Annotated in this window: 11 protein-coding genes and 1 tRNA gene; 5 read left to right on the forward strand and 7 right to left on the reverse strand. The window is 61.9% G+C overall.

The window, feature by feature from the left end; genetic code table 11:
- Window positions 1-70: 70 nt before the first annotated feature.
- The 6 genes from CH305_RS19505 to aceE form a co-directional block, all read right to left on the reverse strand.
- Window positions 71-1,504: an acyl-CoA carboxylase subunit beta gene (locus tag CH305_RS19505; protein WP_094704668.1), complete on the reverse strand. Its 1,434-nt coding sequence runs from the start codon at window positions 1,502-1,504 to the stop codon at window positions 71-73.
- Between the two features lie 130 nt (window positions 1,505-1,634).
- Window positions 1,635-2,885, reverse strand: a complete 1,251-nt coding sequence (locus CH305_RS19510; protein WP_032403883.1) for a KasA/KasB family beta-ketoacyl-ACP synthase — start codon at window positions 2,883-2,885, stop codon at window positions 1,635-1,637.
- An 8-nt stretch (window positions 2,886-2,893) separates the two neighbouring features.
- Complete coding sequence (gene acpM, locus CH305_RS19515; protein WP_027497448.1) at window positions 2,894-3,196, reverse strand: meromycolate extension acyl carrier protein AcpM; 303 nt, start codon at window positions 3,194-3,196, stop codon at window positions 2,894-2,896.
- 126 nt (window positions 3,197-3,322) lie between these two features.
- Window positions 3,323-4,231 carry an ACP S-malonyltransferase gene (locus tag CH305_RS19520; protein ID WP_094704669.1) on the reverse strand — a complete coding sequence of 303 codons (909 nt, stop codon included), beginning with the start codon at window positions 4,229-4,231 and terminating at the stop codon, window positions 3,323-3,325.
- Between the two features lie 128 nt (window positions 4,232-4,359).
- Window positions 4,360-5,754 (reverse strand): CdaR family transcriptional regulator, encoded by a 1,395-nt coding sequence (locus CH305_RS19525; RefSeq protein WP_256983893.1) that lies wholly within the window; start codon window positions 5,752-5,754, stop codon window positions 4,360-4,362.
- An 87-nt stretch (window positions 5,755-5,841) separates the two neighbouring features.
- A complete protein-coding gene (gene aceE, locus CH305_RS19530) occupies window positions 5,842-8,661 on the reverse strand; it encodes a pyruvate dehydrogenase (acetyl-transferring), homodimeric type (protein WP_094704675.1) in 2,820 nt (939 codons plus the stop codon).
- A 258-nt stretch (window positions 8,662-8,919) separates the two neighbouring features.
- Between aceE and CH305_RS19535 the strand changes: the two genes are divergently transcribed.
- From CH305_RS19535 to CH305_RS19550, 4 genes are all read left to right on the forward strand, one after another.
- Window positions 8,920-9,342, forward strand: a complete 423-nt coding sequence (locus CH305_RS19535) for a DUF3052 domain-containing protein (RefSeq protein ID WP_032379129.1) — start codon at window positions 8,920-8,922, stop codon at window positions 9,340-9,342.
- A gap of 31 nt (window positions 9,343-9,373) precedes the next feature.
- Window positions 9,374-9,835: a peroxiredoxin gene (locus CH305_RS19540; protein WP_032379128.1), complete on the forward strand. Its 462-nt coding sequence runs from the start codon at window positions 9,374-9,376 to the stop codon at window positions 9,833-9,835.
- An 87-nt stretch (window positions 9,836-9,922) separates the two neighbouring features.
- Window positions 9,923-9,997 (forward strand) — tRNA-Val (locus CH305_RS19545).
- 150 nt (window positions 9,998-10,147) lie between these two features.
- The gene (locus tag CH305_RS19550; protein WP_143545320.1) at window positions 10,148-11,227 is read left to right on the forward strand and encodes a hypothetical protein; all 1,080 of its coding nucleotides are present in this window, start codon (window positions 10,148-10,150) and stop codon (window positions 11,225-11,227) included.
- A 299-nt stretch (window positions 11,228-11,526) separates the two neighbouring features.
- Here the strand turns inward: CH305_RS19550 and CH305_RS28790 are convergent, their stop codons facing one another.
- Window positions 11,527-13,548: a hypothetical protein gene (locus CH305_RS28790; RefSeq protein WP_143545321.1), complete on the reverse strand. Its 2,022-nt coding sequence runs from the start codon at window positions 13,546-13,548 to the stop codon at window positions 11,527-11,529.
- Between the two features lie 219 nt (window positions 13,549-13,767).
- Here CH305_RS28790 and CH305_RS29535 point away from each other — a divergent pair, with 219 nt between their 5' ends.
- On the forward strand, window positions 13,768-14,343 hold the full coding sequence (locus tag CH305_RS29535; protein ID WP_094704673.1) for a helix-turn-helix domain-containing protein: 576 nt from the start codon (window positions 13,768-13,770) through the stop codon (window positions 14,341-14,343).
- Window positions 14,344-14,388 lie beyond the last annotated feature (45 nt).

Here is a 14,388-nt window from a genome sequence, read left to right on the forward strand (position 1 = left end):
GAGCAATACTCGCAGCACGGTCACCAAAGCACTCGCTGCTGCTCCCGCGGCACGGGGCACCCCGAGACGATCAGAGCGGAATGTTCTTGTGGTTGCCCCGTGCCGCGGGAGCAGCAGCGAGTGCTTTGGTGACCGTGCTGCGAGTATTGCTCGGCTCGATGACCTCGTCGACGACGCCGATGGCAACGGCGCGCTCGACGCCACCGGCGATGCTCTCGTGTTCGACGGTGAGGCGATCGTGCAGTGCCTCGCGCTCTTCGTCGGGCGCGGCGGCGAGTGCCTTCTTGTGCAGGATGCCGACGGCTGCCTTGGCGCCCATCACGGCGACCTCGGAGCCGGGCCAGGCGTACACGGCGGTGGCACCGAGTGCGCGGGCGTTCATGGCGATGTACGCACCGCCGTAGATCTTGCGGGTGACCAGGGTGACGCGAGGAACGGTCGCTTCGGCGAAGGCGTGCAACAGTTTTGCTCCGCGACGTACGACGCCTTCCCATTCCATGCTGACGCCGGGTAGGTATCCGGGAACGTCGACGACCACGATCAACGGGATGCCGAATGCGTCGCACAGGCGCACGAAACGTGCTGCCTTCTCGGCGCTTTCGGAGTTGAGGCAGCCGCCGAGGCGAATGGGATTGTTGGCGATGACGCCGACGGTGCGGCCGCTGATGCGTCCGAGACCGATGACGATGCTGCGGGCCCAGCCGCCCTGGAACTCCTCGAACGTCGATTCGCCTTCGACGTTGTCGAGCAGTTCGTGGACGATCGGGTGCACATCGTATGCGCGACGGTTGGATTCGGGCATCAACGCCCGGAGATCGGTGTCGCCGTGCTCGGCGGCGGCGATGTCGAATTCGCCCTGCTCGCAGAACATCGACACCAGACGGCGGGCGCGGGTGAACGCGTCCATCTCGCTGTCGGCGACGATGTGGCACACACCGGACTTCTTGTGGTGGGTGTCGGGGCCACCGAGCGAGGCCATGTCGACCTGCTCGCCGGTGACGCTGCGGACGACGTCGGGACCGGTGACGAACACGCGCCCCTCGGGAGCCATGATGACGACGTCGGTCAACGCAGGACCGTAGGCGGCACCGCCGGCCGCGAAGCCGAGGACGACGGAAATCTGGGGGACGAGGCCGGACGCTCGAACCATGGCCTCGAAGACGAGTCCTACGGCATGGAGAGCTTCGACGCCCTCGGCGAGGCGAGCGCCACCGGAGTGCCATACGCCGACGAGCGGAGCGCGCTGTTCGATGGCGGTATCGATGGCGGCGACGATGTGCTTGCAACCGTCGACGCCCATGGCACCGCCCATGACGGTGGCGTCGGAGCAATACGCGATGGTGTGGACTCCGTCGATCTCACCGGAGGCCGCGAGAATGCCGGACTTGTCCCGATCGTGCAGGGGGACAGTGGTTCCGGTGTCGAACAGGTTCTCGAGGCGGGCGAGTGGATCGCGGGGATCGGTAGAAGTACCGGATCGAGTGACGGGAGCCAGAATTGTCATCGCTTGTCCTTCTTCAGGGCCCCCGTGGGGGCGAGGCCCGAACCGGGGCCGCTCACGAGGAACGGTCCCCGGTTCGGATCATGCACTGCGAGAGCGGGATTCGCTGAGTCGAAACGATCGACTCAGTGCATCACGCCTTTCCGAAGGCGAGCGCTACGTTGTGCCCACCGAATCCGAACGAGTTGTTGATCGCGTAATCGATCTGTCCGACGCGGGGCTCGCCCTTGACGACGTCGAGATCGATCTCGGGATCCTGATTCTCCAAATTCAGTGTGGGAGGGATGATTCCCTCACGCACTGCCAGCACCGTCAGAACCGACTCGAGGGCACCGACGGCACCGATCGAGTGGCCGAGAGCGGATTTCGGTGCGTACACCGCTGCGTGATTTCCGACGGCCTTGTTGATCGCCAGCGCTTCGGCAGTGTCTCCGATGGGAGTTGCCGTTGCGTGGGCGTTCACGTGGGTGATGTCGGACTTCTGCAGGCCTGCGGTCTCGATGGCGCGCTGCATCGCACGCGCGGCACCCTTGCCCTCCGGGTCGGGAGCCACGAGGTGGAACCCGTCGGAGGTGATTCCGGCACCGAGCAGGCGGGCGTGAATCGTTGCGCCGCGAGCCTTGGCATGCTCCTCGGTCTCGATGACCATGAGCGCACCCGCTTCACCGAAGACGAAGCCGTCACGATCCTTGTCGAACGGACGTGAGGCACCCTTCGGATTGTCGTTGTTGGTGCTCATCGCCCGCATCATGGAGAAGCTGGCGATCGGAACCGCGTCGATGTATCCCTCGACGCCGCCGGTGACGACCATGTCCGCGTCGCCCATCACGATCATTCGCCATGCGTGAGCGATGGCTTCCGATCCCGAGGAGCAGGCCGAGACAGGAGTGATGACGCCGGCCTGCGCTTTGAGTTCGAGTCCGACGACCGCTGCGGGGCCGTTCGGCATGACCATCTGAACGGCGAGCGGAGACACCTTGCGGTAGCCGCCGGCCTTCATCTTGTCGTTGGCGTCGATCAGAGAATCGCCGCCACCGAGGCCGGTACCGATCGACACGCCGAGACGAAGAGGATCGACGTCGGGGGTACCGGCGTTCTTCCACACCTCGCGACCGAGCACGGTGGCCAGCTGCTCCACGTAGCTCAGGCGACGAATCTCGACCCGTGAGAGCAGGCTCTGCGGGTTCACCGCGAGGTGTCCGCCGATCCGCACGGGCAGGTCGTACTCGGCGACGAAATCGTCTTCCAGAGTTGCAATCCCGCTGTCGCCGTTCAGCAGACCCTTCCACGTGGCATCGACGTCACCCGCAAGTGACGTGGTCGCAGCGAGGCTGGTGACGACGACACTGGGGAAGCGTCCGTTGGCGGTGGATGGGTTGGTCATGGGCCCTGTCACTCGCTCGCGGAGTCGTCGAGCTTGGCCTTGATAGCTTCTGCGGCTTCGGGGTTCTCCGCTTCGAGCTTCTGGATGTAGTTGACGGCGTCACCGACGGTGCGCAGACCTGCGAGGTCCTCGTCGGGGATCTTCACGCCGTACTTGTCCTCGGTCTGCACTGCGATCTCGACCATGGAGAGCGAGTCGATGTCGAGGTCGTCCACGAAGGACTTCTCGATGGTCACCTCGGACGGTTCGATGCCCGTGACCTCTTCGATGATCTCTGCAAGTCCGGCGATGAGGTCTTCCTGGCTGGCCACTGTGTGGGTCCCTTCTCTTCTGTGTCGAACGCCGAAGTCATGTGCTTCGAGACGCGGTTGTGCATTTCTGCCACTCGGGGAGTGGAAGTAGATCCGCAGTGCTGAGACTGCGGTGTGGTTGCCGAGCTATCCGAGCTCGGCCAGTGCGGAAATGTCCGCCGGTGTCTTCAGGCCGAGGTTGGCGACGCCGCGCAGTTCACGCTTGGCGATGCCGACCAGTGCGCCTGCCGGGGGCAGTTCCACAAGTCCGGTGACCTGCGCGGTGCGCAGGTAGGCGTTGCACAGATCCCATCGCACGGGGCGAGTGACCTGTGCGGCAAGTTTGTTCAGTGCGTCGGCACCCGAGGCGACCGGCTGACCGTCCGAGTTGGACAGCAGGGTCCGCGACGGCTCCGATGGCGTGATGGCAGCAGCGGCGGCGGCAACGGTGTCGCCCGCCGACGCCATGTACTTGGTGTGGAACGCGCCTGCGACCGGCAGTGCGCGAACCCGGGCCTTTTCGGGCGCGCTCTCGGCCAGCTCGGCCAGCTTGGTCAGCAGGCCGGCTGCGACGATCTGCCCGGCGGCGTTGACATTGGCCGGGGCGAGTTCGAGTTCTTCGAGTCGGGCGAGGACGGCGGCCTCGTCGCCGCCCAGGACGGCAGACATGCCGGTCGGCTCGAGCGCACAGGCCTTGGCCATAGCAGCGCCACGGACCGCGGCGAGGGAGACTGCGTCGTCGGAGGAGATGACGCCGGCGATGGCCGCGGCAGCAAGCTCGCCCACGGAGTGTCCGGCGATGACGGCATCTTCGGGGAACAGGCCGCGGGCTGCGATTTCCTCGAAAGCGAGCAAAGCGGACGCAACGACCAGCGGCTGTGTCACCGCGGTATCGGTGATCTCCTCGGCTGTGGCCGTGGTGCCGAGGCGAACGAGGTCCAGGCCGGAAGCCTTGGACCACAGGGCGAGGCGGTCTGCCGCACCCGGCAATTCGAGCCAAGGCAGCAGCATGCCGGGAGTCTGGGAGCCCTGACCGGGCGCAAGCAACGCAATCACAGGGTTAAGAGAACACTGTCGGGGCCCGTCCGAGTGATGTCGCGCTCGATGAACTCTCGACAAGCAATTTGTGGGAACCCTACAAATCGCCTCGTGGGGATCCGCTATCGCCGGAGGGTGGTTGCTCGTTACGTGACTACTTCTCCGAATGTGACCTGTGTGACAAATGGGGCAGGATGGGGCGGTTCGTGATGGGTTCGAGCCAACCTTCCTACTGTTGCTGCAACTCGGAGCACGTACGCATCGCGCGGGTTGGTGGGATCGCGCCCGGTTACCTCGGCAATGCGCTTGAGGCGATAACGGACGGTATTTGGATGAACAAACAGCTGCCGTGCGCAGGTTTCGACGGCGCCGCCGCAGTCCAGGTAGGCATCGAGCGTGTCGGCCAATCCGGAACCCGCCGCAGCCAACGGAACGACCACATGATCGTTCAGCGCCGATATCGCTGCACCGTCGTTGAGCAGCGCACGCTCGGGTAGCAGCTCGCCCGCATGCACCGGGCGCGGTGCGCCCCGCCAACCCGCCACGGCCTGCATCCCGGCGAACGCCTCGAGGGCGCTCGAGTGCGCCGCTCCCAGAGTGCGGGTGGTGGGACCGATGACGACGGGCCCGTCGGAGAAGTTCTGCAGCATGTCGTCGATGAATGCGTGGTGGGCAGACGAATCGGTGATCTGGCCGCTGACCACCATGACCAACCGCGTCCCCTGAACAACGGCCAGTGCTGCGCGCCCGTGCTTCTGCGCCACCGCGTGCACGGTTCCGACGACGGACACACCCCGATCCTCCGGGGGAGTGCCGACCAGCACAGTGGCGGGCGCGGTGGCGTCCCAGTTCAACGTGGCGGCGCGGGACAGCATGTCCGAGCCGGTATCTCCGCGCACGACGGCGTCGACCACGAGGGCTTCGAGGCGGGTGTCCCAGGCTCCACGGGACTCGGCGGCGCTGGCGTAGACCGATGCGGCCGCGAAGCCGAGCTCGCGTCCGTACCGCAATACGGCCTCGGTCAGGGCCACCAACTGCTGATCGTTACGTGCGAGAGCCGGAAGCCACTGCTCGAAGAACTCCATCGCCACGCGGACCATGTCGACTGTCTGGCGCAGAGTGAGGCGTCGGGCGAGGTCTTGGGGGATGACCTGAAAGGCATCGAGAGAGAAGCGAATGTCGCTGTGGGGATTCTTCAGCCACTCGAGAAAGTTGTCGACGGCTGTCTGAATCAACAACTGCACGCTCGCACGTTGGGCCGCGTCCAGATCGCCGAAGAACGGTAGCTGGCCCTGCATCGTCGTCACGGCCTCGGTCGAGAGTCGGCCGGAGAACTGTTTGACCCGTCGCAGCAGGGCGTCGGGCAAAGGGTCGCGCTTCTGGCGGGAGGGTGCAAGTGAGGCGACCGGAAGGTGCACCTCGTTGTCCGACGTCAGAGAATCGCGAGTCAACGAATCGCGCAACGCTTCGCGATAGGCGTCGCGTCGGGACACATCGCGTGCGGACGCGCTGCCCGGTGGGTCGGGTTTCGCATCGGACATAGGGAGAACCTACGCCCGACCCCCGCCCCTATCGCGCCGGACATGCTTCGCGACGTGGGACGGGGGTCGGCCGAACAGGCGTGGAACCTACGCCGAACCGGTATCGGCGAACGACGTCGGAGCTGCAGTGACGTCGTCGATCTTGTACTTCTCCGCGGCCTCGACGGCCTTGGACTTGTCGATCTCACCGGATGCGGCAAGAGCGGACAGCGTAGCGACGACGATCGACTCGGCGTCGACGTTGAACACCCGACGCGCGGCCGGACGGGTATCGGAGAACCCGAAGCCGTCGGTGCCGAGGGTGACGTAATCGCCCGGAACCCACTGGCGAATCTGGTCCGGCACTGCACGCATCCAATCCGAGGACGCGACGACCGGGCCGTTGGCGTCGGCGAGCGCGGAGGTGACGAACGGAACGCGCTTGTCTGCACCGGGATTGCGCAGCGACTCCCGCTCGGCGTCGACGCCGTCGCGGCGCAGTTCGCCCCAGGACGTCACCGACCAGACGGCCGAGCGCACGCCCCACTCCTCGAACAGCAACTCTCGGGCCTTGCGGGCCGAGACCATGCCGACGCCCGACGCCAACAACTGCGCCTCGGGTCCGTCGCCTTCCTGCGGAGCAGCGAACCGGTAGATGCCCTTGAGCAGACCCTCGACGTCGAGGTTCTCCGGCTCGGCCGGCTGCACGTACGGCTCGTTGTACAGGGTGATGTAGTAGAAGATGTTCTCGCCGCCGAAGCCCTCGACACCTTCGGTGCCGCCGTACATCCGTCGCAGACCGTCCTTGACGATGTGCGCGATCTCGTACGAGAACGCCGGGTCGTAGGCCACGGCCGCCGGGTTGGTCGACGCCAGCAGCAGCGAATGACCGTCGGCGTGCTGCAGACCCTCACCGGTCAGGGTGGTGCGACCCGCGGTGGCACCGAGGACGAACCCACGAGCCATCTGGTCCGCGGCAGCCCACAGGCCGTCGCCGGTGCGCTGGAAACCGAACATCGAGTAGAAGATGTACAGCGGGATCATGACCTCGCCGTGCGTGGCGTACGAGGTACCGACCGCGGTGAACGACGATGTGGAACCGGCTTCGTTGATGCCCTCGTGCAGGATCTGGCCGACCGAGCTCTCCTTGTAGGCGAGCATCAGCTCCGAGTCCACCGAGGTGTACAGCTGGCCGTTGCGGTTGTAGATCTTCAGCGACGGGAACCACGAATCCATGCCGAACGTGCGGGCCTCGTCCGGGATGATCGGCACGATTCGGTGGCCGATCTCCTTGTCTCGCAACAGCTCTTTCATCACGCGCACGAGCGCCATGGTGGTGGCGACTTCCTGCTTGCCGGAGCCCTTGCGGAGCGTCTTGTACGTGTCGTCGCTCGGCTGCGGGAGCGGCTTGACGTCGACGCGCCGCTCAGGGACAAATCCGCCGAGCTTGGCACGCCGATCGAGCATGTACTGGATCTCGGGAGCATCCGCACCGGGGTGGTAGTACGGCGGCATGTACGGATCCTTCTCGAGCTCCTCGTCGGAGATCGGGATGTGCTGAAGATCGCGGAACGTCTTGAGATCGTCGAGCGTGAGCTTCTTCATCTGGTGCGTGGCGTTACGGCCCTCGAAGTGCTTGCCGAGGGTGTAGCCCTTGATGGTGTGCGCCAGGATGACCGTCGGCTGGCCCTTGTGCGACATCGCGGCTGCGTAGGCAGCGTGCACCTTGCGGTAGTCGTGACCGCCGCGCTTGAGGTTCCAGATCTCGTCGTCGGACAGATCCTTGACGAGCTCCTTGGTGCGTGGATCGCGGCCGAAGAAGTGATCACGGACGTAGCTGCCGTCGTTGGCCTTGTAGGTCTGGAAGTCGCCGTCGGGGGTGGTGTTCATCAGGTTGACGAGCGCGCCGTCGCGGTCTGCGTGCAGCAGCGCGTCCCACTCGCGGCCCCAGACGACCTTGATGACGTTCCAGCCGGCTCCGCGGAAGAACGACTCCAGTTCCTGGATGATCTTGCCGTTGCCGCGGACCGGGCCGTCGAGGCGCTGCAGGTTGCAGTTGACGACGAAGGTGAGGTTGTCCAGACCTTCGGTGGCAGCGACGTGTGCAAGTCCACGTGATTCCGGCTCGTCCATCTCGCCGTCGCCGAGGTAGGCCCACACGTGCTGATCGGTGGTGTCCTTGATGCCGCGGTCGTTCAGGTAATGGTTGAAGCGAGCCTGGTAGATGGCGTTCATCGGGCCGAGGCCCATCGACACCGTCGGGAACTCCCAGAAATCCTGCATCAGACGCGGGTGCGGGTACGACGGCAGTCCGCCGCCCTCGGTCTCGTGGCTGGCTTCCTGGCGGAAGCCGTCCATGCGCTCGGCCGGGATGCGGCCCTCGAGGAAGGCACGGGCATAGATGCCGGGGGAGGCGTGACCCTGGATGAAGATGTGGTCTCCGCCGCCCGGGTGATCCTTGCCGCGGAAGAAGTGGTTGAAGCCGACCTCGTAGAGCGCTGCGGAGGACGCGTATGTGGAGATGTGTCCGCCGACGCCGACGCCGGGTCGCTGCGCGCGGTGCACCATGATGGCCGCGTTCCAGCGGATCCAGGCACGGTAGCGGCGTTCCATCGACTCGTCGCCGGGAAACCAGGGCTCGTTCTCGGTGGGGATCGTGTTGACGTAATCCGTAGACGTCAAGGACGGCAGCGCGACCCGGCGCTCGCCGGCGCGCTCGAGCAACCTGAGCATCAGGTAGCGAGCGCGGTTGGGGCCGGACCTCTCCAGCAAGCCGTCGAACGATTCGATCCACTCGTTGGTCTCGTCGTTGTCGATATCGGGCAGGTACGACGCGACACCCTCACGGATGACGCGGACCCGGCCGTCCGAGCCCTTCTTGCCTGCAGACGATGTGTTCTGCCGTTCGCCGCTGTTCACTTCGGACAACGTGTGCACTCCTCAATGTGGCGGACGCTCGGTGTGGCGCCCGGTCCCGGTAGACCCGCCCCTGTGACGGCGGTCTACTTTCCTCGTTCTCGTGATTCCTCCCCAATCCTGCTACATCTTGTTGGTTCTGGTAGTACAGAGGTCCAATACCCACCAGTAGAAATTTATGTACTCAATTTCGGCGCGGTCAGCTTGCGCGAACGGCTTCAACACTGTTCGCTTTGTCTACTGCACCCACAATTCAAGGAGGTCACCACCGTGGTCGCCGCGGCGGACGCTCAGAACTACGCTCAGAAACTTGGCATCACTCGCGACATGGTCGTACAGGAGCTGGGCTGGGACGAGGACACCGACGATGATCTGCGCGCCGACGTAGAAGATGCGATCGGTGGGGAGACCCTCGACGAGGATTCCGACGAGGTGATCGATGTTGTGCTGCTGTGGTGGCGCGACGGAGACGGTGACCTGGTCGATGCGCTCATGGATGCGATCGGTCCGCTCTCGGACGATGGCATCGTGTGGGTCCTCAGCCCCAAGACCGGCATGTCCGGTCATGTCGAACCCAGCGAGATTGCCGAATCCGCCCCGACCGCAGGATTGACGCAGACCTCTGCGGCAAATCTCGGCGACTGGATCGGAAGTCGATTGGTTCAGCCCAAGACTCCTGCCACCAAGCGGTAGGCCGATGCTCGACACAGGAAGACGGTTCTAGATGCCGATCGAGGTTGGCGCGGTTGCGCCCGACTTCACCCTCAAGGACCAGAACAACCAACTGGTCACGTTGTCGTCGTACAGGAACGTGAAAAACGTTCTGCTCGTGTTCTATCCACTGGCTTTCACCGGTACGTGCCAGGGCGAGCTGTGCAAAGTGCGCGACGAGCTACCGACGTTCGAGAACGACGACACCGCGATCCTGGCGATCTCGGTGGGTCCGCCTCCGACCCACAAGATCTGGGCTGCAGAACAGGGTTACACCTTTCCGCTGCTGTCCGACTTCTGGCCACACGGTGAAGTGGCTCAGGCGTACGGCGTGTTCAACGACAGCGCCGGATTCGCCAATCGCGGAACGTTCGTGGTGGACAAGTCCGGAATCATCAGATTCGCCGAAATGAACGGACCCGGGGAAGCCCGAGACAGTTCATCGTGGTCCGAGGCGCTCGCACAGGTGAGCTGACCTGCGGAATTGTAGTTAGAGATCAGACACGATAAATTTCTCCAAGCGTTCCGGTGGCCCGGGGTTGTCCCCAGGCCACCGGTACTCGGGCGTATAGCTCAGCGGTAGAGCTCTGGTTTTACACACCAGCGGTCGGGGGTTCGAACCCCTCTGCGCCCACCAAGATTTCCGCAGCTCAGCAGCTTGGCGACCTATTTGCGATGGTTCGATTAACCCCCGCAATGTGCCGCGACAGTGCCGAATACGGAGTCTCCCACTTTCATCGCAGTTAGAGAAGCCGCGTGCGCTACGGTCCACGCGTGGGAACTGAAGATGACCCCCTTCGCGGGTATGACGAGCGCTGAACGGAAACGTGCGCAAGAGCGCATCATCTTGGAGTTCGTATATCGGCCCGACGACTTCGACGAAATCGATGAGCGGGAGCGTCCCGACTTTGCGCTGCGGTCCAACGCGGACACGGAACCGTTCGGTGTCGAGATCACGCAGATGTTCCCGGACGGATCCCACGCTCGGGTGCACATGATGCCCGGTTACTTGGAGTCGCTGTGGGAGGGGGCGCGTCACCGTCACCGAGATGATGTTGACCGCCTGCAGGCCACCACCGCGAAGGTGACCGACAAGGACGGAAACGTCAAGCACGAGAACCTGCCGGTCGTGCTTGTCGAGCATCCCCCTACGCGGTCTGATTTCCACGCTGTCCTGGCTGAAACCATCGAGGGAAAATCGAGACTGAACTACGACCACACAGAGTTTCAGCACATCAACCTCATCGTCCTCGACTGGTTCCGACTTGATTTCAACGCGCAAAGATATTCGGCATCTTTGCTGTTGAACGAGTGCGTGCGCGATGCACTTCGCGCTACACCGTTCCGTGAGGTTCACCTGCTCACCTACGACACTGGCCCGGACACGTCGAGTAAGGCCCCAACCACGGACGACGATCGATCCGTGCGAACCCTTCGACGAGTGCCGCTAAAAGAGTTGATGCTCCTAGATCGCTTCTACAGTGCGTGCCACGGAATCAACGAGATCCTTGATGGCACTGACCGTGACGACGACGCGGTGTACTTGAACCGCTTGGCATGTGAGTTCGTGACTCGTCGTCTTGAGATCGGCAAGATCGTTAACGAGCGCGGAGGCCCGCACGTCCAGTTCGGCAGTGCTGCTGTGGCGCTTACTGAGGAAGGCAAGTTCGAAATCCTTGAGTTCCTGGAATTGCCAGATATTCATGATGAGGCGGTACAAATCGCAGAACGTCTCACAGCAGAACAAGAGGAGCGCCTTCTAGAGCACCTCAGTAAGGGTGCTTTGGAGCAGGGGCTCTCTTACGAGACGTACGATCCCCCTTCGCGACCTCGTAGGTCTCGCGCCGATCTTGATGGCGAAAACTAGAACAGCGCGACCCAAAACGCCAACCATCACGTCGAGGTGAATCTGTCGTCGGTCGGCGGGAGTGGTGGTCTCGTCGAACAGCATGCCGCCCGTTGCCGCGAGCGCATCGTCGCAGACGTCCCCGTAAACCCACAGCGTCATGAACGGGGCAATAGCCCAGCCACTTCGCCGTCGAGACAGGCGTACCTCGTCGAACAGCCCAAGCGGAGGCTCCGTTGACGTCAAAGGATGGAAATGGGTCCTCAAAATTTCCTAGCTTCGCGGTCTTCCTCTGTATGACAAGGACCTCACCTGGGAAATCAAACTAGGGGGCCGTCATCATCCGCCACCGGCACATGCGTCCTACCCTCAATCGCAGCGAGTACATGCGCCTGCATTGCTCTTGCGCCACCCACTGCTTTTGGACCCAACTTACGTCGCCGACGTTCCATCTCATCTCGTACATTTCGTTGAAGGAGCCGTGGATTGTCCGAATGAACTTGATCACGCACTGCTGCGGCTTCGGTGAGCAATTCGGGTGTCGCGTACTCGAACAAAGTCATATCGGTAGTCGTCGGGAGATCGATTAGTGTGTCGCGCTCAATGGATTTCCTTAATGGACTGAGCCGCAACAGTTGTGAAAGAAAGTCAGGACTTAGAACTGGCGAGTCGGGTGCGTCTTTACCCAGCCGATCCCGCATGAATTTTCCTAAGTTATTCGCAGTCTTGTCCAGAGTGAGCCACCAGGCTCGATGGCCCATCGGCGATCGAGCTAGTGACTTTCGGAACTGAATAACTCCTACCGAATTCTCTACATCATGCGCGACTAGTCTATAACGAATTGCGTCCTCTGTTCGCCGCCGGTCGTGAGCCTCATTCCATAACTCCTGTACGGCGCTACGAAGCTGCAGTGGCGCCTGATCCGAGAATGGAAGCAAAGATTTGGTATTAATTTTCAGCTCATCATCTAAGAAATCAGATATATCTTCTTCAGGCCGCTCCCGGCCGGAAAATTGGTTGCGCCAACTGTTAAAACTCACGGACGCTTTCCCGGACAGTGCGAAAGCAGAATATAGAAACGGCACACGGCCGTTCCAGTTATCACCGCTAGTGTTTGCGTACACAAAACAGCGGTTAAGATGGCGTTCTACCTCTTCTATGACACCCTCGGTGACGTGAATTTTGAGACCGGAATCAGCCGCAGCGTTCATGAGTAAGGTGTACTCGCGTTCGTGCGGATTTTCGATCAAAGTTTCTGCTAGGAGTGGAAGAATGACGGAGGTATCGAGCCATATATCGCCGTCAGAGAAAATATCGACTACGACCTTTTGGACGTCAGGAGTCTGGCGAAGGAAAGCGAAAAGGGTATATGCATCACCCAGTCGACCAAGGTGTCGCCGTACCTCTATGTTGGGTGTTCGCAGAAGCGCAAGAACCACCGCCGTAAGCTCATCCAGGGTCAAGACTGGCGCAAGTCCTCTGGTCTGCAGCGTTCGTGCGATTTGATCTGGGTCAAGCTGAAAAATCGACCCCGCCGCGACGGCTGCTACGAAAGCCTCTCCGCGATCGAACAAAACAGCATCAACTGCAGTCCGAAGATCAGATATCTCCGTTTCTTCGGCGCGTTCTGCACCTACAGTGTCGATCAGAATTATTGAAATCTCCGCGTGTATTGCGTCCTCTTCTAGTAGAAATTGAGCAGATCTGGCTTGGATGTCCTTGGCTGCATCAAACGAAAGATGATATGTGTTGGACTGGCGGACATGCTTTATCGGTCCCTTCTTGGAGAGTCTGCCTAGAGTGCCAATTACTAAGGACTCAACCTGACCGTCGGCACCTGTAGGAACCCGGGCGCGCACTTCCTTCTGAATTTCTTCTATGGTGCGCAGATTTGCGCTGTTCGTGTCGTGAAGTGCGGCAAGGACTAATGCATCGAAACAGCTTCTCGTCAAACTTCTTTCGGTTTCCAAATCTCGATTTTCGAGAGCGAGATGTAGCAACGCTACTCTACCCTCGTCTCTATTGAGTGCAATTCCCGCTCGGTCCCGGAGTCCACTCTTGGCGAGTACTGGTTCGGCATACTTGACAATTAGCGTCTCGCTGGCAGCGATACGTTGCGGGTAGCTGAGCTCGCGCTCCAAGAACCATGACTGGTCTCGTATATCAAGAATTACTTGAAATTCTTTGCGCGCTCTGGTGCGTACTCGATCTCCATCCGCGCCAATGTACTGATTGGTAGCGTAAATCAGGTGACTGTAATGGAATCCTTCGTCGGTCAACCTGTTGAGAGTTTGAATAATTTTTGCGTTGAAGTCTTTGGCCACTGAATATTGAGCGCCCACACCGGGTTCTCCGTCAACCGCAAAAACCTCACCGTCCCGGCCGCGATCCCCGCTTCCGCTTGCCGTACTTCGAAGGGACGGGTATTCCACAGCCAAAAATTCGGCAGCGAAGAGCTAAAAGTCGCGCCACACACCTGCGTGCAGCTGCTTGAGCGCTAACTCAAGTCGGGGGTTCGTCACGATTCCAGTGTAGAGCCGTTCCGCTTGCTTTTCTATCATATGGAGCACTTAGCAGGACATCTCGATCTGAACCGCTCCCCGGAAGTTGGACTGAGTAATTCAGTTCCGACTACTGGGGAGCGTGTGTATGCGTGTACGAAGTTCGCTTACCGAGGATCAGCGGGTCGCGGCGGTAGCGTTATTCGAGGAGGGCCGGGGGTCGCGCTCGGTCGCCGCGCAGTTGGGTATCGGGTCGTGGGCGGTGAGGAGTCTTCGCGACCGGTGGCGGGTTCGAGGCGGGAGCGCGTTGATGGAGAAACCGGACCGAAAAAGTTCTCGTTCGAGTTCAAACTTGCTGTGGTGCAACGCTTTCTTGCGGGTGAGAGCAAGGTCGAGTTGGCGTGCGAGTATGGACTGTCGTCGGCGAAGATCGTCGAACCGTGGGTGCGTGCGTACCGCCGCGACGGCGACGAGGGATTGCGTCCCAAGAGTGCGGGTCGACCACCGAAACCGTCGACGGCAGATCCAGGTGTGCCCAGCGAGCTCGACCGCCTGCGTGAAGAGAACGAGCGGTTGCGCATTCAGGTGGCGTACCTGGGAAAATTGCGGGCCTTGAGGGAACAGGGACGACGGTGAAGGTTCTCGCTGTCATCGCCCTCAAGGCTCAGTACCGTCTCGATG

It is taken from the genome of Rhodococcus sp. 15-649-2-2 (assembly GCF_002258645.1).
GTDB lineage: Bacteria > Actinomycetota > Actinomycetes > Mycobacteriales > Mycobacteriaceae > Rhodococcoides.

Bases quoted from the DNA above. Each gene is read 5' to 3' on its own strand.
- CH305_RS19525 (WP_256983893.1), bottom strand. From the start codon at position 5,754: ATGTCCGATGCGAAACCCGACCCACCGGGCAGCGCGTCCGCACGCGAT.
- CH305_RS29535 (WP_094704673.1), top strand. From the start codon at position 13,768: ATGGAGCACTTAGCAGGACATCTCGATCTGAACCGCTCCCCGGAAGTT.
- CH305_RS19550 (WP_143545320.1), top strand. From the start codon at position 10,148: ATGACCCCCTTCGCGGGTATGACGAGCGCTGAACGGAAACGTGCGCAA.
- CH305_RS19505 (WP_094704668.1), bottom strand. From the start codon at position 1,504: ATGACAATTCTGGCTCCCGTCACTCGATCCGGTACTTCTACCGATCCC.
- CH305_RS19510 (WP_032403883.1), bottom strand. From the start codon at position 2,885: ATGACCAACCCATCCACCGCCAACGGACGCTTCCCCAGTGTCGTCGTC.
- CH305_RS19540 (WP_032379128.1), top strand. From the start codon at position 9,374: ATGCCGATCGAGGTTGGCGCGGTTGCGCCCGACTTCACCCTCAAGGAC.